The organism is Sinorhizobium terangae (assembly GCF_029714365.1).
In the GTDB taxonomy this organism is placed as follows: Bacteria; Pseudomonadota; Alphaproteobacteria; order Rhizobiales; family Rhizobiaceae; genus Sinorhizobium; species Sinorhizobium terangae.
Map to the genome: position 1 here is coordinate 3282405 of NZ_CP121659.1, position 19950 is coordinate 3302354.

Genomic DNA, 19950 nt, shown 5'->3' on the forward strand with positions numbered 1-19950 from the left:
TTAATTGGGTCCGGCTTGGGGCCGGCGGAAGACACCAGCCCCAAGCCTCGCTATCGGAATGTCAGCCCTTCAGGACTTCGACCAGTGTCTTGCCGAGGCGTGCCGGCGACGGCGAGACGCGAATACCGGCCGATTCCATGGCCGCAATCTTGTCTTCCGCGCCGCCCTTGCCACCGGAGATGACCGCGCCGGCATGGCCCATGGTGCGGCCGGGAGGGGCCGTACGGCCGGCGATGAAGCCGACCATCGGCTTCTTGCGGCCGCGCTTGGCTTCGTCCTTGAGGAACTGCGCCGCGTCCTCTTCGGCCGAACCGCCGATCTCACCGATCATGATGATCGACTTGGTTTCGTCGTCGGCGAGGAACATTTCCAGCACGTCGATGAACTCGGTACCCTTGACCGGGTCGCCGCCGATGCCGACCGCCGTTGTCTGGCCGAGGCCTTCGTTGGTGGTCTGGAAGACGGCCTCATAGGTCAGCGTTCCCGAACGCGACAGCACACCGACCGAGCCCTTGCGGAAGATGTTACCGGGCATGATGCCGATCTTGCATTCGTTCGGGGTGAGCACACCCGGGCAGTTGGGGCCGATGAGACGCGAGGAGGACTTTTCCAGACGCGCCTTGACCTTGACCATGTCGGCGACCGGGATGCCTTCGGTGATGCAGACGATCAGCGGAATTTCCGCGTCGATCGCCTCGATGATCGCAGCCGCAGCCCCTGCCGGCGGAACATAGATCACCGACGCATTGGCGCCGGTCGCCTCACGGCCTTCGGCAACGGACGCGAAGATCGGGAGCTGTTCGCCCTTGGCGCCGGTCCAGGTCTCGCCACCCTTCTTCGGGTGGATACCGCCGACCATCTTCGTGCCGTGATAGGCGAGCGCCTGTTCGGTGTGGAAGGTGCCGGTCTTGCCGGTCAGGCCCTGAACGAGGACCTTGGTGTCTTTGTTGATCAGGATGGACATCGGCCTCAGGCTCCCTTCACGGCTGCAACGATCTTCTGGGCGGCATCGTCCAGATCATCGGCGGAGATGACGTTGAGGCCCGATTCATTGATGATCTTCTTGCCAAGCTCGACATTCGTGCCTTCGAGGCGGACGACGAGCGGCACCTTGAGACCCACTTCCTTGACGGCGGCGAGCACGCCTTCAGCGATGACGTCGCACTTCATGATGCCGCCGAAAATGTTGACGAGAATGCCCTTCACGGCCGGATCGGCAGTGATGATCTTGAAGGCGTGCGTGACCTTCTCCTTCGAAGCGCCGCCACCGACGTCGAGGAAGTTGGCCGGTTCGGCGCCATAGAGCTTGATGATGTCCATGGTCGCCATGGCGAGACCGGCGCCGTTAACCATGCAGCCGATGTTGCCGTCGAGCGCGACATAGGCAAGGTCGTGCTTGGAAGCTTCGATTTCCTTCTCGTCCTCTTCGGTCGTATCGCGCAGCGCGACGACGTCTTCGTGGCGGAAGAGCGCATTGCCGTCGAAGGAGACCTTGGCGTCCAGCACGCGCATGCGGCCGTTCTTCATGACGATCAGCGGGTTGACCTCGAGCAGGCTCATGTCCTTCTCGACGAACGCCTTGTAGAGGATCGGGAAGAGCTTTTCGGCATCGGCCCGCGCCTCGCCTTCGAGCTTCAGCGCGTCGGCGAGCGTCTTCAGGTTTTCCGGGGTGACGCCCTTGTCCGGGTCGATCGCGACAGTGACGATCTTCTCCGGCGTATGCTCGGCAACCGCCTCGATGTCCATGCCGCCCTCGGTCGAAACGACGAAGGCAACCTGGCCGACCGAGCGGTCGACGAGGATCGAGAGATAGAGTTCGCGATCGATGTCGGCGCCGTCCTCGATGTAGAGACGGTTGACCTGCTTGCCGGACGGACCCGTCTGCTTGGTCACCAGCGTGTTGCCGAGCATCTCCTTGGCGTTGGTGACGACCTCGTCGACGGACTTCGCAAGGCGCACGCCGCCCTTGGCGTCGGGGCCGAGTTCCTTGAACTTGCCCTTGCCGCGGCCGCCGGCGTGGATCTGGCTCTTCACCACGTAGAGCGGTCCCGGCAGCTTCTTCGCGGCCGCCTCCGCTTCGTCGGCGGAGAAGATCGCGACGCCTTCGGCGACCGGAGCGCCGTAGCTCTTCAAGAGAGCCTTGGCCTGATATTCATGAATGTTCATGGGGTTTTTTCCTGTCTGATTGGCCGGATGGCGGTTACTTCAGGCTGGGTGCAATGTTGATGCAGGCCTCGCAAAGGCCCGCGACCGCCGCCACCGACTTGTCGAAGGCTTCCTTCTCGCTCTTGTTGAGGTCGATCTCGATGATGCGCTCGACACCGCCGGCGCCGATGATCGTCGGCACGCCGACATACATGTCCTTGACGCCGTACTGGCCGGAAAGATGGGCCGCACAGGGAAGCACGCGCTTCTTGTCCTTGAGATAGGCTTCCGCCATCTCGATCGCGGAAGCGGCCGGCGCATAATAGGCCGAGCCGGTCTTCAAGAGGCCGACGATTTCGGCGCCGCCGTCACGGGTGCGCTGGATGATTTCCTCGAGGCGCTCCTTCTTGACCCAGCCCATCTGGACGAGATCGGTCAGCGGGATGCCGGCAACGGTCGAATAGCGGGCGAGCGGCACCATCGTGTCGCCGTGGCCGCCGAGCACGAAAGCCGTGACATCCTGGACGGACACGTTGAATTCCTGGCTGAGGAACAGGCGGAAGCGGGCCGAGTCGAGCACGCCGGCCATGCCGACGACCTTGTTCTTCGGCAGGCCGGAGAATTTCTGCAGCGCCCAAACCATGGCGTCGAGCGGGTTGGTGATGCAGATGACGAATGCGTTCGGGGCATATTTCTTGATGCCGGCGCCGACCTGCTCCATCACTTTCAGGTTGATGCCGAGCAGGTCATCGCGGCTCATGCCCGGCTTGCGCGGCACGCCGGCGGTCACGATGCAGACGTCCGCACCTTCGATGGCAGAATAGTCGCTCGCGCCGGTGAGCGAGGCATCGAAACCTTCGACCGGGGACGACTGTGCGATATCGAGGCCCTTGCCCTGAGGAATGCCGTCGGCAATGTCGAACAGGACGATATCGCCCAGTTCCTTCAGGCCGGCGAGATGCGCCAGCGTGCCACCAATCATCCCTGAGCCGATAAGTGCGATCTTGTTGCGCGCCATGAAAGTGCTTCCTTTGTGATCCCAAAATGATCGAGGCCTGAAACGCGGCAAACGCCAAACCTTCGGGAAAGCCCTTAAACGGCAAATGGTAAAATATCAACGCATACTTTTCGACAGAGCAAATTCAATCGGTTAGATGACAAAATTCTTACGTAAACGTAAGATTGCGTGTCATCATTGCGTCATCGAGCGGCCGTTCTTGCCGGATGCTGCGCCGCATATTCCTCGCTCTGCATCTCGATCAGGCGCGAAACGGTGCGATCGAACTCGAAGCCCTCGGTTCCCTTTTTCGCAGTCAGAAGCTGGTGCGGCTCGGCTGCGGCAGAGGCGAACAGTCGGGCACCCTGGTCATAGAGCGCATCGACGAGGATGATGAATCGCTTGGTTTCGTTGCGCAGATGCGGCCCCAGATGCGGGACGTGGTCGAGGAAGATGGTGCTGTATTGCGTCAGAATGGCGAGATAGTCGGCGGCACCGAGTGGCTGCGCGCAAAGGTCGGCGAAAGCAAACCGGGCGCTTCGGCCGGACGCCGACGGCACGTGGATCTTGCGCCCCTTGCGGCTGATCTCTGCCGGTGCCTCCGGTGCCCCGCCGGTCTCGACATACCAGGCGCGCGCCATCGCCGCTTCCGCCTCCGGGCCGAGCGGTGAAAGCCAGACCGGGTTTCCGTCGGTCTTCTGCAGGCGGTAATCCGTCTCTGTGTCGAGCGAAATGATCTCCGTGTTCGCCTTCAGCAGGTCGATGAACGGGAGGAAGAGTCCCCGATTGAGACCGTCGCGATAAAGATCGCTCGGCTCGACATTTGAGGTCGCGACGAGAACGCATCCCTTGGCGAAGAGTTCGCCGAAGAGGCGCGCCAGAATCATCGCATCCGCAATGTCGGTGACCGAGAATTCGTCGAAGCACAGCAGCCGCGCCTCGCCGAAAAGCTCGGAGGCCACCGGCGGGATAGGGTCGGCCTGTTTCGTCTCGCCGTTCTTGAGTTTCTGCCGATGCTTGTAGATGCGCTCGTGCACATCCGCCATGAACTCGTGGAAATGCGCCCGGCGCTTGCGCTGGATCGGCACGGCGTCGAAGAACATGTCCATCAGCATCGTCTTGCCGCGACCGACGCCGCCGTGAATATAGAGGCCCCGGACTGGAGCTTGCTCCTTCTTGCGCGAGGCAAAGAGCCAGCCGAGCGCGTTGGACTTGCGCGACGGCCTGCTGGCAAGCAGCTCCGCGGTCAGGTGGTCGAGCCGCCGCGCGATGGCGATTTGCGCCGGATCGCGCTGCCGTTCGCCGGTGGCAACGAGCGTTTCAAGCTTGTGAAGAATGCTGTCGTCTGGGTTGAGCACGCGGCACCCAAGGTGAGCAAGGAGAATTTCGGTGAGAGGCGCGGGACGGGCAAGGCTGCTCACACGTCCTCGTCCCGCGTCGCATCTGGCTGGGCGCGCCGGCGTTGGTGGCGATCAGCGACTGAGGCTGACCGGCTGTCCGCTGTTGGTCGAACCGTCGAAGCGCGCGTCCGCGGTCTTGTAGAGGCGGGCGATCGGATTGCCGCCGCGGTCCTTCAGCACCACCTGCTTGCCAGCGACTTCCCAGGAGCCCATCGTCGTCAGTTCGCCGGCGCAGCCGCGCGTGCCGCCGCGCGATCCGCTGCCGAGGTTCGTCAGCGTCAGGAACATGTCGCAGGAGCTGCCGGCGCTCGACACGCGCCAATTGCCGACCATCGATTCCTTCGTCACGTCAAGCGCGTTGGGATTGGCCGCAACTTGCGTGCCGGCCGGCGCGCCGCCGGGTACGGCTGCGCCGGCGGTGGGTGCCGCCGGGAACTGGGAAGTGTTCGTCGTCGGATCCGGAAGTTGGCTCGACGAAACCGTCGGAACGGGCTGAGCCTGCAGCGGAGCAGGTGAAACATCCTGAGAACCGAAACCACCCATAGATGTCCGCTGGCATCCGGTCAGCGCAAGCACAACCGCCAGCCCCGCCGCCGCATGAAAAACCCGCATGTCTCTTACCCCCGATATCTTCGTCGAACCATGATGCAACGCGATAATAATGGCCGAACTACAGCAAATCCACCTGACAAATCAAGGGAAGGCATTTCAGCAGTGCCTGTTGCACGATTGAAACGCCGCGTCGAACGGGTGCGCGCCACACCCGCCGATGCTGAAAACACGGCATGGCCGGGCGGCGCAAATGCAATCAATGATTGACACCCGCATAGGCACGGTCGCCCCAGAGCGACTCGACCGTCCGGTTCCTGCCGCAGCCGTTTCGGTAGTACCAGTAGCGAATCGGGTTTCGTGCGCCGAAGTTCTGATGATAGTCCTCGGCCCGCCAGAATTTTGCGGCCCGCTCGACCGGTGTCACGATCGGCTTCCCGAGTTCGGCCTCAGCCTTGATCTTTCCGGCCTTGGCGTCCATCGCCTGCCGCTCGTCGAGCGCGTAGATCGCGGTCGTGTAGGCAAAGCCGCGATCACAGAACTGACCGCCGGCATCCGTTGGGTCGGTCGTGTGGAACAGCACCGAGACAAGCGTCGAATAGGAAACGCGGTCCGGATCGAATTTGATGCGGACGACTTCGCGATGGCCGCCCTTCACATAGTTCTCATAGGTCGGATTGGCACTCTTGCCGCCGGCGTACCCCGAGATCGTCTCCAGCACGCCGGGCACGCCGTCGAAATCGGTCTCGACGCACCAGAAACAGCCGCCGGCAAACAGCGCAAACTGCGGCTCGGCCGCCCGCGCCGGCAATGACAGCAAGCACGCAGCGGCAAGTGCAAACAGCAAACGATTCATCGCGATCTCCGATCCCCAGTATAAAGCTATGAGGACCGCCGAAAGTTTCAAAATCAAATGCCGACACGGGGCCGTGAAGTTCGTGAAATACGCCCGAGCGGGATGAGGAAAAGTGTGCGCGGTTTTCCGCCCGCAACCCCGCTCTAACTTATTACAGCGCCGTGCGTCCTTTAGGACGCACAAAGGACGCTGTAACTCTTTGATTCCACGCATCGTGCTTTCCGAAAATCGGGTCCGATTTTCGGGCCGATGCGCTAGAGTCGATCACGTTTATGATTTTGGGTCGAATCGACCCAAAATCATCGTGATCTGATGGCGGGCCCAGAAAGCTCGCCGTCAATGCCGAAAAAGTTGCCGGGAATCAGACCCTGCGCTCGACCAGCATTTTCTTGATCTCGCCGATCGCCTTGGCCGGGTTGAGCCCCTTCGGACAGGCCTGGGCGCAGTTCATGATCGTGTGGCAGCGGTAGAGCCGGAACGGATCCTCGAGGTTGTCGAGCCGCTCGCCGGTCGCCTCGTCGCGGCTATCGATCAGCCAGCGGTAGGCCTGCAGGAGAACGGCCGGGCCGAGATAGCGGTCGCCGTTCCACCAATAGCTCGGACAGGAGGTCGAGCAGCAGGCGCAAAGGATGCACTCGTAGAGGCCGTCGAGCTTCTGCCGGTCCTCATGGCTCTGCTTCCATTCCTTGGCCGGCGTCGGCGAAACCGTCTTCAGCCAGGGTTCGATCGAGCGGTGCTGGGCATAGAAATTAGTGAGATCCGGCACCAGATCCTTGACCACCGGCATGTGCGGCAACGGATAGATCTTCACCGTGCCCTTGATCTCGTCCATGCCCTTGGTGCAGGCGAGCGTGTTGGTGCCGTCGATGTTCATCGCGCAGGAGCCGCAAATGCCCTCGCGACAGGAGCGGCGAAGCGTCAGCGTCGGATCGATCTTGTTCTTGATGTAGAGCAGTCCGTCGAGCACCATCGGACCGCAGTCGTCGATGTCGATGTAGTAGGTGTCGACGCGCGGATTCTTGCCGTCGTCCGGATTCCAGCGATAGACGCGGTATTCGCGCAGGTTCGTCGCGCCGACCGGTTTCGGCCAGACCTTGCCTTCGGTGATCTGCGAGTTCTTGGGGAGAGCGAGTTCAACCATGTGCCTTAGTCCTCGAGATCAGTACACGCGCGCCTTCGGGGCGATCTTCTTGGGATCGATGCCCTCGGCGATCAGGTCGGTGTGAACCGGGCGATAGTCGAGCCGGACATCGCCGGCCGCGTTGACCCAGGCAAGCGTATGCTTGCGCCAGTTGTCGTCGTCGCGCCCCCCGAACGGACCTTCGGTATAATCCTCGCGCGCATGCGACCCGCGGCTCTCCTTGCGCGCCTCGGCGCCGTAGATGGTCGTGATGGCATTGGCCATCAGATTTTCCAGCTCCAGCGTTTCGACAAGGTCGGAGTTCCAGATCATTGAGCGGTCGGTGACCTTGACGTCGGAAAGCTCCTTCCAGATTTCCGACAGGCGGCGGCAGCCGGATTCGAGGGATTCCTGCGTGCGGAAGACGGCGGCGTCTTCCTGCATGGCGCGCTGCATCTTCTCGCGCAGCACCGCCGTCGGCGTCCTGCCATTGGCATGGCGCAGGCGGTCAAAGCGCTCGACGATGCGGTCGCAGGCAGCCGTGTTGAGCGCCGGAATCGATTCGTTGCGGTCGATGATCTGGCCGGCGCGGATTGCCGCGGCGCGACCGAAGACGACGAGGTCGATCAGCGAGTTGGAGCCAAGCCGGTTGGCGCCGTGAACCGAGGCGCAGCCCGCTTCGCCGACTGCCATCAGGCCGGGCGCGATGCGCTCGGGGTTCTCGCCGTCGGCATTCAGGACCTCGCCCCAATAGTTGGTCGGAATGCCGCCCATGTTGTAGTGGACGGTCGGCAGAACCGGGATCGGCTCGCGGGTGACGTCGACGCCGGCGAAGATCTTCGCGCTCTCGGAAATGCCCGGAAGGCGCTCGTGCAGGACGGCCGGATCGAGATGGTCGAGGTGCAGGAAGATGTGGTCCTTGTTCTTGCCGACGCCGCGGCCTTCCCGGATTTCCAGCGTCATGCAGCGCGAGACGACGTCGCGCGAGGCAAGATCCTTGGCGGACGGGGCATAACGGTCCATGAAGCGCTCGCCTTCCGAATTGACGAGATAGCCGCCTTCGCCGCGCGCACCCTCGGTGATCAGACAGCCGGAGCCGTAGATGCCGGTCGGATGGAACTGCACGAACTCCATGTCCTGGAGCGGCAGGCCGGCGCGCGCAATCATGCCGCCGCCGTCGCCGGTGCAGGTGTGCGCCGAGGTCGCCGAGAAATAGGCGCGGCCATAACCGCCGGTCGCCAGCACCACCATCTTCGCCGAGAAGCGGTGGATCGTGCCGTCATCGAGGTTCCAGGCGATAACGCCGGTGCAGCGGCCGTCGTCCGACATGATCAGGTCGATGGCGAAATATTCGATGAAGAACTCGGCGTTGTTCCTGAGCGACTGACCGTAGAGCGTGTGCAGGATCGCATGGCCGGTGCGGTCGGCAACCGCGCAGGTGCGCTGCACCGGCGGGCCTTCGCCGTAATTCTGCATGTGGCCGCCGAATGGGCGCTGGTAGATCTTGCCTTCCTCGTTGCGCGAGAAGGGCACGCCGTAATGCTCGAGCTCATAGACTGCCTTCGGCGCTTCCATGGTGAGATACTGCATGGCGTCGACGTCGCCGAGCCAGTCAGACCCCTTGACCGTGTCGTAGAGATGCCACTGCCAGCTGTCGGGCGTCATGTTCTGCAGCGAAGCAGCGATGCCGCCCTGGGCCGCAACGGTGTGCGAGCGCGTCGGGAAGACCTTGGTAATGCAGGCCGTCTTCAGCCCCTGTTCGGCCATGCCGAGGGTCGCGCGCAGGCCCGCACCGCCGGCGCCGACAACGACCACGTCGAAGGCGTGGTCGACACATTGGTAAGCCCTGCCGTTTGCAGCGGGTGAACTGATCGATGCCATGGCGAAATTACCCTGCAAAAGCGATCTTCAGGATGGCGAAAAGACAGAGCCCGCCGACCGCGATCGCGAAAAATGTGTTGAGCATGAGAAGAGCGATCTTGATGCCTTCCGCATGCACGTAGTCTTCGATGATCACCTGCATGCCGAGCCTCATGTGTGTGAGAGCGGAAAGGAGCACGAGAGCCATGATCACCGCGACGAACGGATTGGAGAGCGCCGCGACGACCTCCGCATGGGGAGCGCCCGCATAGCGGGCCACGAAGAAGGCGAAGAAAATCAGCAGCGGAATATTGGAGACAGCCGTCAGACGCTGGCGCCAGAAATGATCGGTCCCCTCCTTGGCGGAGCCGAGGCCGCGGACCTTGGCGAGAGGTGTGCGCATATCCATGTCGTATTCCCTCAGTACCGAACCAGATAGCCGATCACCCAGATCAGCAGTGTCAGAGAAACCGATCCGATGATCGTCGCCTTGGCCATCTTCGTCGCGAAATGCTTCTCGTAGCCGTAGCCGAGATCCCAGACGAAATGGCGGATGCCGCCGAGCATGTGATGGACGAGGGCCCAGGTGTAGCCGAAGAGGACGAGCTTGCCGATCCAGGTGCCGAACAGCCAGCTGACCCAATCATAATAGGCGGCACCCGAGGCGGCGGCGATCAGCCACCAGGCCACGAGGATCGTGCCGAAATAAAGGGCGCCGCCGGTAATGCGATGCACGATCGACATCACCATGGTCGGGATGGGTTTGTAGATTTGAAGATGCGGCGAGAGCGGCCGGCTTCTTGTGACATTCGTCATCGGAACCTCACGGTGTGATCGGATTGCCGCGGCCAAAAACTTGATCGCTTTAGTCCGGTATCGCACACGATTGTGCGCAATTCAGTCATTCGGACCTTTAATCACCCCAGGGCATAACGACAAGTATCCTTGCGGTGCAAAATAAATAAAATCGATTAGACAAAAAACGGCATTTTTGAGCCCTGCTGAGACATGGGAGCGAATTAACGATAAGCGCAAAAAACATAAGCAAATCCGTGACATTTGCCCGCAACTGGCCCAGGATGGCTTTAACGATTTGTTAAGGATGGTCCGGAGGGCACGGCAGAATGAATCTGTTGCGAGTGGTCGGTGCGACCAAAGTCCTGGTACTGACTTGCGCCCTGGCAATGCCTGTCGGTCTGCCGGCGGCAGCGGCGAACGGCGCGAGCTTTGGCGACGTCCAGACCCGGACACGCCATGTCCGGCTCAAGCACGGCTTCAGCCATCATGGCTTTCGCAAATTCCACCGCGGCCATCGGTTCTTTGCCGGCCATCGGAGACACCGCTCCGTCATGTCAGGCATCGATGATTTCTCGTCCTTCACTTCGCAAGGCCTGCCCAATATCCAGACCCGCACCCGGCACGTACGGCTGAAGCATCACCTGAGGGGCTTCGCGCGGCGTGATTGGCGCCCGGACGTTGACGTGATCGTGATTGGCGGGGGCTTCGGCCCATACGATGCCATAGGGTCCTATGGCGGCGACGACTTTCCTTCGGTCACACCCGGCATCGGAACCTATGCGGGCGGCATTTCGGCCTTCCGGCAGGAGGGCAACGGCATCTATTTCAGCCACTACGACAACAACAACTATGTGGCTGAGGGTGCGGCCGATCCCGCCCCGCCGCTTAATCGTGCGAAGATCATCGCCGTCTCGCCGCAACCGAACGACCGCGTCTGCTCGTGGGAACATGGGGTCTGCGTCATCCGGCCATAGGCGGAATAAGGCGGCAGGATGGGCGCGCGGGTGCGTCCGCCCGCCCTCCCAACAAAGACCCCTCCCCACAAGTGGGAGGGGCTTCAGCATGCGCTGCGGCCGCGTGCCATTTCCAAAAATTTAGCCCGCTGCAACGTCAAAAGGAACGGAGGCTCGCGGCACGATGAGCCCCTCCCCCTTGTGGGGAGGGGTTGGGGAGGGGTCTTATCAGACGTGCAAAGTGTGGGCGCCTGTCAGCCGAAGGTGTCGGCGGGCTCGAAGCGCCAGACGGTCGTGCGCTTCACCTCGCTGTCTTCGAGGGCTCGCGTGACCGGCACTTCATAGGTCGAAAGCGCCGTCATCATCTGCCGCGGGCAATAGGCGCGCCCCGGGTCGCCGACGAGCACGGCAGCACCCGCCCTCGCCAACCCGGCAAGCCAGGGGCGAAGCAGATCGGCAAACCCTTTGTCATAGAAGACGTCGCCGGCGAGATAGACGTCGGCGTACTTCGGCTCGCCGATGATGTTTCGGTCGCTGAACGCGATTTCGACCCCGTTCAACGCCGCATTCAGCCGTACCGCCGTTTCCGCCCAGGGATCGATGTCGACGGCGAGGACGGAAGCGGCGCCTGCCTTCATCGCCGCAATCGCGACGAGGCCTGAGCCGGAGGCGAAATCGATCACACGGCGGCCGCGCACGGTTTCCGGGCGGTCGAGGACATAACGCGCAAGCCCCTGCCCGCCCGCCCAGGCGAAAGCCCAGAACGGCGGCGGCAGACCTATCTCCTCAAGCTCCTCCTGCGTCTTCAGCCAAAGATCGTGCGCTTCGCTCGCGAGACGCAGCCGGATCTCCGGTACATGCGGCGGCGAGAGAATGCCCGTGTTGGCGCGGATGAAGCTTTCGGGATTGGTCTTCAAGGAGAACGTCTCAGCGCGGCGGGTTGTCGAGCCCGCCCATGCGGCAGACCTCGATCCACTCCTCATCGGTAACCGGCTGCACCGAAAGCCGCATCGACGTCACCAGCGACATCTTGGCAAGCTTGGGGTTTTCCTTGATCTCCTTGAGAGAGACCGGGCGCGGCATGTCCATGACTGCACGGATATCGACGCAGTCCCAACGGGCATCGCCTTCAGCCGTCGAATCCGGGTGCGACAGCGCGCATACCTCGGTGATCCCGACGATCTCCAGGCCTTCATTGGAGTGATAGAAGAAGCCTTTGTCGCCGATCTGCATCGCCCGCATGTTGTTGCGCGCGAGGTAGTTGCGAACGCCGGTCCACTCGGTACCCTTTTCGCCGGCGTCCTTCTGCATCTGCCAGGACCACTTATTCGGCTCGGATTTGTAAAGCCAGAAAGCCATCGCCCTCACGCCTCCGGATTGTTGAAGACCCAGTTGTAGGCCTTGATCTCGACATTCGAGAAGAGGCCGGCCTTGGCATAGGGATCTGCCGCGGCGATCGCTTTCGCCTCCTCAAGCGTCTCGGTCTTGACGATCACCAGGCTTCCCGTCGGCTTTCCATCCGCCCCAAGAAAGGGCCCGGCGATCTTGAGGATGCCCCTGGCGTTGAGATGATCGAGATAGGCGAGGTGGTCGGGACGCGTATCCAGCCTGAGTTGCAGGCCGCCGGGCTTGTCCGTGCATAGAAGTGCGAAGAGCATGGTTCCTCCTGACGTTATCGATCGGAGCGGGAGGCGAGCCGAAAGCCGCTTTACGCTTTTGCCCATCCCGCCGCCGAATCATTCCTGGGTGATCGGGCGCGACATCAACTGCTCCAGGGCGGTGCGGACATCGAGCCTTCCGTCGATGATGGCGGCGACCGCTTCGGTGATCGGCATGTCGACACCGAGTTCGTGCGCGACGCGCGCGGCAACCGACGCGGCAAAGGCGCCCTCGACCAGTTCCCGGCCCTGTCCGCTCGCCGGCCCGTCCCTGCCGAGCGCGATGCCGAAGCGCAGGTTGCGCGACTGATGGCTCGTCGCCGTCAGCACGAGGTCGCCGAGCCCGGAAAGGCCACGGACGGTATCCGGTTCCCCGCCCTGCGCCACGACGAAGCGCGACATTTCCGCAAGGCCGCGGGAGATCAGCGCCGCACGGGCCGAATCGCCGAGACCGGCGCCCTCGACGATGCCGCAGGCGATCGCGAGCACGTTCTTGAGCGCCCCGCCAAGCTGCACGCCGATGCGGTCCGCCGAGGGGTAGAGCCGAAACGTCCGGCCGGAAAGGGTTTCCGCGAGTTCCGTGGCGGTGTCGCTGTCGCGAGCCGCGACGACCATTGCCGTCGGAAGACCCCTGGCGATATCGGCGGCAAAGCCGGGACCGGACAGCACACCGACCTTGTGGCCCGGCAGCTCCTCGTCGAGCACTTCCGTCAGGAGCCAGCCGGTCGATTGCTCCATGCCCTTGGCACAGGTGACGATCGTCGCACCGGTGCCGATCGAGGCGCCATAGCTGCGGGCCGCGGCCCTCTGCTCCTGGGAAGGCATGGCGAAGAGGACGATATCGGCGTCCATAAGCACGGCGGTATCGGAAGAAAATCCAAGTTCCGCCGGGAGCGGAATGCCGGGCAGGAACGCATCGTTCCGGCGCGTGCGGTAGCATTGCTCGACCGTCTCCTGTCGCCGGGCAAGCAATGTCACCTTGGCATTGCCGGTCGCCGCCGCGACGGCTGCAAGCGCGGTCCCGAAGGCTCCGGCTCCAACGACGACGATTTTCGGTTTTTCGCTCATCTTGTCCATCATGCCTTGGCGCCGCGCTTGCCGGAGCCGATCAATGCCTGCGCCTGGCTGTCAAGCGGCCAACGCGAGCGCGGCGCAACGTCGAGGCCATCCGCCGCCAGTCCCCCCGCCAGCCGCTCGGCGCCGGCCCAGGCGATCATCGCCGCATTGTCGGTGCAAAGCTGAAGCGGCGGTGCCACGAAGCGGAAGCCGCTCCGGTCGCAAAGCTCCTGAAGCGTCGCCCGCAGCTCCTGGTTGGCGGCAACCCCACCGGCCACAACCAGTGCCGATTGCTCGACGGTCGCGAACTCGGCCTTGAACCGCTTCAGCCCGCGCCCGACACGGTCCTTGAGCGTGCGCGAAATGGCGCGCTGGAAGGAGGCGCAAATGTCGGCGATATCCTGTTCGGTCACCGGCTCCAGCGATTGCGCCGCCTGGCGAACCGCCGTCTTCAGGCCGGAGAAGGAAAAGTCGAGCCGCGCGTCGCCGACGAGCGGGCGGGGAAAGTCGAAGCGCTTGGGATCGCCAGTCCGGGCCATATGCTCGACCGCCGGCCCGCCAGGATAGGGAAGGCCGAGCAGCTTTGCCGTCTTGTCGAAGGCCTCGCCGAGCGCATCGTCGATCGTCGTGCCCCAGCGCTCGTAGTCGCCGACGCCCTTCACGAGGATCAATTGCGTGTGGCCGCCCGAGACGAGCAGCATCAGATAGGGAAAGGTCAGGCCATCGGTGAGCCGCGCCGTCAGCGCGTGGCCTTCGAGGTGGTTGACCGCATAAAGCGGCTTGCCGGTCGCACGCGCAATCGCCTTGCCGGTCATCAGCCCGACGATCAGCCCGCCGATCAGCCCGGGACCACTTGTCGCAGCGATCGCGTCGATGTCGTCAAGCTTGACGCCGGCGCGCAGCAGCGCTTCCTCGATCAGTGTATCGAGTGCCTCGACGTGGGCGCGCGCGGCAATCTCCGGAACGACGCCGCCATAGGCGCTATGCTCTTCCAGCTGGCTGAGCACGACATCGCCGAGGATCCGGCCGCTGCCGTCCTTTTCCCGCAGCACGACGGACGCCGCGGTTTCGTCGCAGCTTGTTTCGATGCCGAGGATACGCAGGGGCGCGGACATAGGTGGTCTACTCAAAGATTGCGGTCGCAAGGAAAGGTGGGTACACGGAACTTGTGTCAGCGCCGTGCGTCTTTCAGAAGCACAAAGGACGCTGTAACGCTTTGAACTGCTGCATGGTTTCATCCTTAAATCGGTCCCGATTTAAGGAACCATGCAGTAACAATGGATGACCGAGGATGCAAACAAAACCTTTCCGCATCGGCACGCGCGGCAGCCCGCTGGCGCTCGCCCAGACGCATGAGACGCGTGACCGGCTCGCCGCCGCTCATGGTCTGCCGCCGGAAATGTTCGAGATCGTGATCCTGTCCACCAAGGGGGACCGGATCACCGACCGGTCGCTTGCGGAGATCGGCGGCAAGGGCCTGTTCACCGAGGAACTCGAACAACAGCTTTCGTCGGGAGACCTCGATTTCGCCGTGCATTCGTCGAAGGACATGCCGACAAAGCTGCCCGACGGGCTCGCCCTCTCGGCCTTCCTGCCGCGCGAGGACATTCGCGATGCCTTTGTCGGGCGGACGGCACCGAAACTCCTGGACCTGCCGCACGGCGCCACCGTCGGCTCATCGTCGCTGCGCCGTCAGGCGCTCATTCGGCGCCTGCGGCCCGACATCAACGTGATCACTTATCGCGGCCAGGTCGAAACGCGACTGCGCAAGCTCGCGGAAGGGCAGGTCGACGGTACGCTGCTCGCCTATGCCGGCCTGAAGCGGCTCGGCATGACCGACGTCCCGACAGAACTGCTTGATCCGGAGGAATTTCCGCCGGCGCCGGCGCAAGGGGCGATCTGCATCGAAAGCCGTATCGGCGACACGCGCGTCAATACGCTGCTTGCCGCCATCGACGATCCGCGCACGCACGAGGCCGTCTCCTGCGAACGCGGTTTTCTCGCGACGCTCGACGGTTCCTGCCGCACGCCGATCGCCGGGCACGCCCAGTCGGACGGCACGCATATCCGATTTGCCGGCATGATCCTGACGCCGGATGGCACAACCTGCCATCGCATCGCCGTCGAGGGCAAGGCGACGGAGGCGACCGAACTCGGGCGCCGGGCCGGCGAAGAGATCCGCGCCAAGGCCGGACCGGGATTTTTCTCGAGCTGGACGTGAGCCGATGCGCGTGCTCGTCACTCGGCCGCGCCCGGCCGCTACCGCGACGGCGCTGAAGCTCGAGGCGATGGGCCACGAAGCGATCCTGCTGCCGCTGATGCAGGCGCAGCATCTCGTGGCCGCTGTCGAGTCCGCATTGAAAAGAAAGCACGGCGCCATCGCGGTGACGAGCGCAGAAGCGACCCGGGTGCTGGCTGCGCTGGGTCGCGCGCTTGAACCGCATCTTGCAACACCGCTCTTCTGCGTCGGCGAGGCGACCGGTCGCGCCGCTGCGGAGCTCGGGTTCACCGACATTCATGTCGGCCCTGGCACGGGCGAAGATCTTGCCGAAACGATTGCAGCTGCATTCGCCGCGGGACCCCGCGAACCGCTCCTTTATCTTGCCGGTTCGCCGCGCTCCGATGGCCTCGAACGGGCGCTGCGGCAGCGCGGCGTCGATCACAGCACCGTCGAATGCTATCGGATGGCGCCGATCGCCTATCGCCCAGACGAGCTCTCCAGCCTTCTGCGCGCGGGGCGGTTTGACGCCGTATTGCTCTATTCACGCCAAACCGCGCGGCAGTTTGCCGCTCTTCTCTCGCAGAGCCGCCTCAGCGCTGCTGCCTTTGCCCGGCGCTATCTCTGCCTGAGTGCAGCGATAGCGGAGGTCTTGCCGGCTGACGCAGCGGCGGAAGTCGCCATAATGCCCGACGAACAGCACCTTCTGAAGCTGCTCTGATAGGCGCGAAGCGGTATTCAAGCGATGGTCTGCCGCATCGCCGCGGCGTGAACAGCAAAGCCGGCAGCGGTTTTCCGCGCACGCGCCAACCTTCCTTGGGGTCATCTGACGGCATTTCCAGCAAAAACGGAGTTGGGGGCTTTCCCTCACGAGTTCGCCTGACTACGTTTGTCGCAATAGGCTGACTGGCAATACAACGGTAAGAGGTCACCATGGTATCGGAAAACCCGCCGCGCCGCTCGAAATCCGAGAAGGAACCGCTGACGATCGACCTCCAGGCGGAAAAGACGGCGACCGACGAAGCCGAATCTGTCGCAAGCCAGGAATCGATTACTGACGAGCCTGCCGAGATTTCGACGAGCCAGGCAGAAAGCGAAAATGCAGCGGATGCGGCAGATGCCGCCGATGCCGCCGATGGAAAAGAACAGACGGAGGAGGAGCGCGCCGATGCCGCCGCGGCCGCCTTCGACGAAGAGCCCCCGCATTTGAGCAACGAGACGATGGCGCAGCCGGCGCAGCAGAGGCAGGCGACGAGCGCCGGCGCGCTAGCGGCCGGCATTCTCGGCGGTCTCGTGACGCTCGCCGGCGCCGGCGTGCTGCAATATGCCGGTTATATTCCGCCGCTCGGACCGGATCGCGGCAGCGCCGCCCTCGAGCAAAGCCTTGCCAGCGAAATCGAGGCAATCAAGACGCAGATCGCATCGCAATCGGCGCCGGCGACAGATATCGGCCCGCTGGAGAACCGTCTGGCGGCGCTGGAACAGGCCGCCAAGCAGCCGGGCGGCGCGGGCGCGCCGCAGATCACTGCGCTCGAAGCGGAAGTCGCCAATCTGACCAAGGAAGTCGCCGGGCTGAAAGCCAGCCTCGCCGACGCCGAACAGTCGGCAGCCGCCGCCAAGGCCGAGCTTGCCGGACGCATCGACCAGGCGGAACAGAAGCTCAACGAGCCGGTCAACGACATAGAGATGGCGAAGGCCGTCGCCGTCACGGCGCTGAAGACCGCGATCGATCGCGGCGGGCCCTTCCTGGCCGAACTCGACGCGCTGCGCAGCATTGCGCCTGACGACGCGGCGGTGAAGGCTCTGGCTCAAGACGCCGGAACCGGCGTGGCGACGCGGACCGACCTTCGCGCGGGCTTCCCGCAAACGGCAGACGCGATGCTCGACGCGCTCAACCAGCCCGATCCGAACGAGGGCATTTTCGCTCGCCTCGTTTCAAGCGCCATGTCCGGCATCCGCATCCGGCCGGTCGGCAGCGTCGAGGGCGACACGCCGGAGGCCGTGATCGCGCGCATCGAGGACAAGCTCAATAATGGCGATCTCAAGGGCGCATCGTTGGAGTGGGGAGGCCTGCCCGAAGCGGCGAAGTCGGCCGGCGCGGGTTTCAAGGCGAAGCTCGATCAGCGCCTGCGGGTCGAGACCGCCATCGATGCCGCCGTGGCGCAAACCATGACGCGTACCGGCACCGCCGGCTAAAAGGAGGCAAGAAGAATAGATGATCCGTATATTGTTCTTCATCCTTCTCGTGCTGTGTCTCGGCCTCGGCTTTGCGTGGCTCGCCGATCGACCGGGGGAGTTGTCGCTGATCTGGCAGGGACAGCGGATCGAGATGACCCTGATGCGCGCCGCCTCCATCCTGATCTCGCTCATTGCCGCCGTCCTGATCGTGATCTGGCTGCTCCGCACGATCTGGATGTCGCCCCATACCGTCACGCGTTATTTCCGTGCCCGCAAGCGTGATCGCGGCTACCAGGCGCTTTCGACCGGGCTGATCGCCGCGGGTGCCGGCGATGCCAATCTTGCCCGCAAGATGTCGGCACGAAGCCGGGGCCTGATCAGCGCCGACCAGGAGCCGCTCATCCACCTGCTTGAGGCGCAGACCGCGTTGATCGAAGGCAAATATGACGACGCGCGCAAGAAATTCGAGCTGATGGCCGACGACCCCGAAACGCGCGAGCTCGGCCTGCGCGGCCTCTTCCTCGAAGCCAAGCGGCTCGGCGCGAACGAGGCGGCCCGGCAATATGCGGAGCGCGCCGCGGAGAAGGCGCCGCAGCTGCCGTGGGCGACGCTGGCAACGCTGGATCACCGCAGCCAGGCAGGACAATGGGACGAGGCGATCCGCCTCCTCGACCAGAGCCGCGCCGCCAATATCCTCGACCGCAAGGAGGCGGACCGGAAGAAGGCCGTGCTTCTGACCGCCCGCGCAATGACGAAGCTCGACGCCGACCCGAAAGGGGCGCGCGACGATGGCCTTGCCGCGCTGAAACTCGACGACGGCCTGGTGCCGGCGGCGCTGGTAACGGCCAAGGCCCTGTTCCGCGAAGACAATCTGCGCAAGGGCGCGGGGATCCTCGAAAGGATGTGGAAGCAGCAACCGCATCCGGACGTAGCAAGGCTCTATGTCAGAGCGCGCGGAGGCGATTCCGCCCTCGACCGTTTGAAGCGTGCGAAGAAGCTCGAATCGCTCCGCAGCAACAATGCGGTCGCACTGGCAACGGTCGCCGAGGCCGCACTCGAGGCACGCGAACTGCCGCTTGCCCGCACCAAGGCGGAAGCGGCTGCGCGGCTCGAACCGACGGAGCGCGTCTTCCTGCTGCTCGCCGATATCGAGGAGGCCGACACCGGCGACGAGGGCCGCATCCGCCATTGGATGGCGCAGGCGCTGCGCAGTCCGCGCGATCCGGCCTGGACCGCCGACGGCGTCACCTCGCCGTCCTGGCTGCCGGTATCGCCGATCAGCGGCCGGCTCGACGCCTTCGAATGGAAGGCCCCGGCCTTGCAGCTTTCCGACAAGCTCAAAAATGGTCATCCGAGCGCCGACGAAGCGATCCGCAGCCTTCCGCCAGTCGCGACCGCCCAGCAGATGGCAGCACCCGCGACGCCGAAGCCGGCACCAGTAGCGGCAACGCCTACCGTCCTGGAGGCCGAGCATGAGACGATGATAAAGGTTCCGGCAAGGAAGGAACCTGCTCCCTCTCCCGCCAGGAAAAAGGAAGAGGCCACGGAGGAAGAACCGGCTCCCTTCTTCGGCCGGCCGCCGGACGATCCCGGCGTGCGCGAAGCAACAGCCGGCGAGAAGGCGTCGGACAAGGCGGGTTTGCGGCTGTTTTGAACCTCAAAGACTGTGGACGGAAAGATGTTAGAGCGGTTCCGAGCGTTTCTCGAAGATTTGGCGGGCCCCCCGGCGTCCATTAAGAAAGGTGACCCGCGCGTCGCCGTGATCGCGCTCTGCGTCCAGGTCATGGAGGCCGACGGCACCGTGCTGGCTGCCGAGCGTCGCAAGATGCGCGATATCATCGAGGAACAATATCAACTCGACGACGAAGGTCTCGATGCGCTCATCGCGGCAGGCGAGACCGCCGAAAGCGAGGCGATCGACTTCTACAAGTTCACCGCCGAAATCAAGCGCCATCTGTCTGAAGAGCAGCGGATCGAGCTTGTCGGCATGCTGTGGGAGATCGTCTATGCCGATGGCGTTCGCAACGAAATGGAAGATCATGTGATCTGGCGGATCGCCGACCTCCTGGGCGTATCCGGTCGCGATCGCATCTTGAAGCGGCAGGAGGCTGCCGCCAAGATCGACGCAAAGGAGGAGAACGACGCGCAGCAGGAAGACTGAA

At 63.6% G+C, this 19950-nt stretch carries 21 protein-coding genes; 6 read left to right on the forward strand and 15 right to left on the reverse strand.

The genetic code is table 11. The annotated features are described in order from the left end of the window. Window positions 1-61: 61 nt before the first annotated feature. From sucD to sdhC, 10 genes are all read right to left on the reverse strand, one after another. A complete protein-coding gene (gene sucD / locus QA637_RS15535) occupies window positions 62-964 on the reverse strand; it encodes a succinate--CoA ligase subunit alpha (protein WP_153436699.1) in 903 nt (300 codons plus the stop codon). A 5-nt stretch (window positions 965-969) separates the two neighbouring features. Then, window positions 970-2166, reverse strand: coding sequence for an ADP-forming succinate--CoA ligase subunit beta (sucC, locus tag QA637_RS15540; protein WP_283062209.1), 1197 nt, complete (start codon window positions 2164-2166; stop codon window positions 970-972). Window positions 2167-2200: 34 nt separating this feature from the next. Continuing rightward, window positions 2201-3163, reverse strand: coding sequence for a malate dehydrogenase (gene mdh, locus QA637_RS15545; RefSeq protein WP_153436701.1), 963 nt, complete (start codon window positions 3161-3163; stop codon window positions 2201-2203). A 182-nt stretch (window positions 3164-3345) separates the two neighbouring features. After that, window positions 3346-4500 carry a cell division protein ZapE gene (zapE, locus tag QA637_RS15550; protein ID WP_283064981.1) on the reverse strand — a complete coding sequence of 385 codons (1155 nt, stop codon included), beginning with the start codon at window positions 4498-4500 and terminating at the stop codon, window positions 3346-3348. 114 nt (window positions 4501-4614) lie between these two features. Next, complete coding sequence (locus tag QA637_RS15555; protein WP_283062211.1) at window positions 4615-5154, reverse strand: protease inhibitor Inh/omp19 family protein; 540 nt, start codon at window positions 5152-5154, stop codon at window positions 4615-4617. A 196-nt stretch (window positions 5155-5350) separates the two neighbouring features. Further along, on the reverse strand, window positions 5351-5947 hold the full coding sequence (msrA, locus tag QA637_RS15560; RefSeq protein ID WP_283062213.1) for a peptide-methionine (S)-S-oxide reductase MsrA: 597 nt from the start codon (window positions 5945-5947) through the stop codon (window positions 5351-5353). Between the two features lie 361 nt (window positions 5948-6308). Next, window positions 6309-7088 (reverse strand): succinate dehydrogenase iron-sulfur subunit, encoded by a 780-nt coding sequence (locus QA637_RS15565; protein ID WP_153436704.1) that lies wholly within the window; start codon window positions 7086-7088, stop codon window positions 6309-6311. A gap of 18 nt (window positions 7089-7106) precedes the next feature. Continuing rightward, window positions 7107-8948 carry a succinate dehydrogenase flavoprotein subunit gene (gene sdhA / locus QA637_RS15570; RefSeq protein ID WP_283062216.1) on the reverse strand — a complete coding sequence of 614 codons (1842 nt, stop codon included), beginning with the start codon at window positions 8946-8948 and terminating at the stop codon, window positions 7107-7109. A 7-nt stretch (window positions 8949-8955) separates the two neighbouring features. Further along, complete coding sequence (sdhD, locus tag QA637_RS15575) at window positions 8956-9336, reverse strand: succinate dehydrogenase, hydrophobic membrane anchor protein (RefSeq protein WP_283062218.1); 381 nt, start codon at window positions 9334-9336, stop codon at window positions 8956-8958. A gap of 11 nt (window positions 9337-9347) precedes the next feature. Beyond that, complete coding sequence (gene sdhC / locus QA637_RS15580; protein ID WP_153436707.1) at window positions 9348-9743, reverse strand: succinate dehydrogenase, cytochrome b556 subunit; 396 nt, start codon at window positions 9741-9743, stop codon at window positions 9348-9350. Window positions 9744-10051: 308 nt separating this feature from the next. Here sdhC and QA637_RS15585 point away from each other — a divergent pair, with 308 nt between their 5' ends. Beyond that, window positions 10052-10699 (forward strand): hypothetical protein, encoded by a 648-nt coding sequence (locus tag QA637_RS15585; protein ID WP_283062220.1) that lies wholly within the window; start codon window positions 10052-10054, stop codon window positions 10697-10699. A gap of 233 nt (window positions 10700-10932) precedes the next feature. On the opposite strand, the gene QA637_RS15590 is transcribed toward QA637_RS15585, so the two are convergent. The 5 genes from QA637_RS15590 to tsaD form a co-directional block, all read right to left on the reverse strand. Beyond that, the gene (locus tag QA637_RS15590) at window positions 10933-11595 is read right to left on the reverse strand and encodes a class I SAM-dependent methyltransferase (protein ID WP_283062221.1); all 663 of its coding nucleotides are present in this window, start codon (window positions 11593-11595) and stop codon (window positions 10933-10935) included. A 10-nt stretch (window positions 11596-11605) separates the two neighbouring features. Then, a complete protein-coding gene (locus QA637_RS15595) occupies window positions 11606-12037 on the reverse strand; it encodes an EVE domain-containing protein (protein ID WP_153436710.1) in 432 nt (143 codons plus the stop codon). A gap of 5 nt (window positions 12038-12042) precedes the next feature. After that, the gene (locus QA637_RS15600) at window positions 12043-12336 is read right to left on the reverse strand and encodes a YciI-like protein (protein ID WP_283062222.1); all 294 of its coding nucleotides are present in this window, start codon (window positions 12334-12336) and stop codon (window positions 12043-12045) included. Window positions 12337-12414: 78 nt separating this feature from the next. Continuing rightward, window positions 12415-13404 carry an NAD(P)H-dependent glycerol-3-phosphate dehydrogenase gene (locus QA637_RS15605; protein WP_283062224.1) on the reverse strand — a complete coding sequence of 330 codons (990 nt, stop codon included), beginning with the start codon at window positions 13402-13404 and terminating at the stop codon, window positions 12415-12417. Between the two features lie 8 nt (window positions 13405-13412). Continuing rightward, entirely contained in the window at window positions 13413-14507 is a 1095-nt protein-coding gene (gene tsaD / locus QA637_RS15610; RefSeq protein ID WP_283062226.1) for a tRNA (adenosine(37)-N6)-threonylcarbamoyltransferase complex transferase subunit TsaD, read from the reverse strand. A 176-nt stretch (window positions 14508-14683) separates the two neighbouring features. On the opposite strand from tsaD, the gene hemC reads away from it, so the two are divergent. From hemC to QA637_RS15635, 5 genes are all read left to right on the forward strand, one after another. Next, the gene (gene hemC / locus QA637_RS15615) at window positions 14684-15613 is read left to right on the forward strand and encodes a hydroxymethylbilane synthase (protein WP_283062228.1); all 930 of its coding nucleotides are present in this window, start codon (window positions 14684-14686) and stop codon (window positions 15611-15613) included. Window positions 15614-15617: 4 nt separating this feature from the next. After that, on the forward strand, window positions 15618-16331 hold the full coding sequence (locus QA637_RS15620) for a uroporphyrinogen-III synthase (RefSeq protein WP_283062229.1): 714 nt from the start codon (window positions 15618-15620) through the stop codon (window positions 16329-16331). Window positions 16332-16543: 212 nt separating this feature from the next. Beyond that, window positions 16544-17806, forward strand: coding sequence for a COG4223 family protein (locus QA637_RS15625; protein ID WP_283062230.1), 1263 nt, complete (start codon window positions 16544-16546; stop codon window positions 17804-17806). A 19-nt stretch (window positions 17807-17825) separates the two neighbouring features. Further along, window positions 17826-19442: a heme biosynthesis protein HemY gene (locus tag QA637_RS15630; RefSeq protein ID WP_283062232.1), complete on the forward strand. Its 1617-nt coding sequence runs from the start codon at window positions 17826-17828 to the stop codon at window positions 19440-19442. A gap of 24 nt (window positions 19443-19466) precedes the next feature. Continuing rightward, entirely contained in the window at window positions 19467-19949 is a 483-nt protein-coding gene (locus QA637_RS15635) for a tellurite resistance TerB family protein (protein WP_153436718.1), read from the forward strand. Window position 19950: the final 1 nt, after the last annotated feature.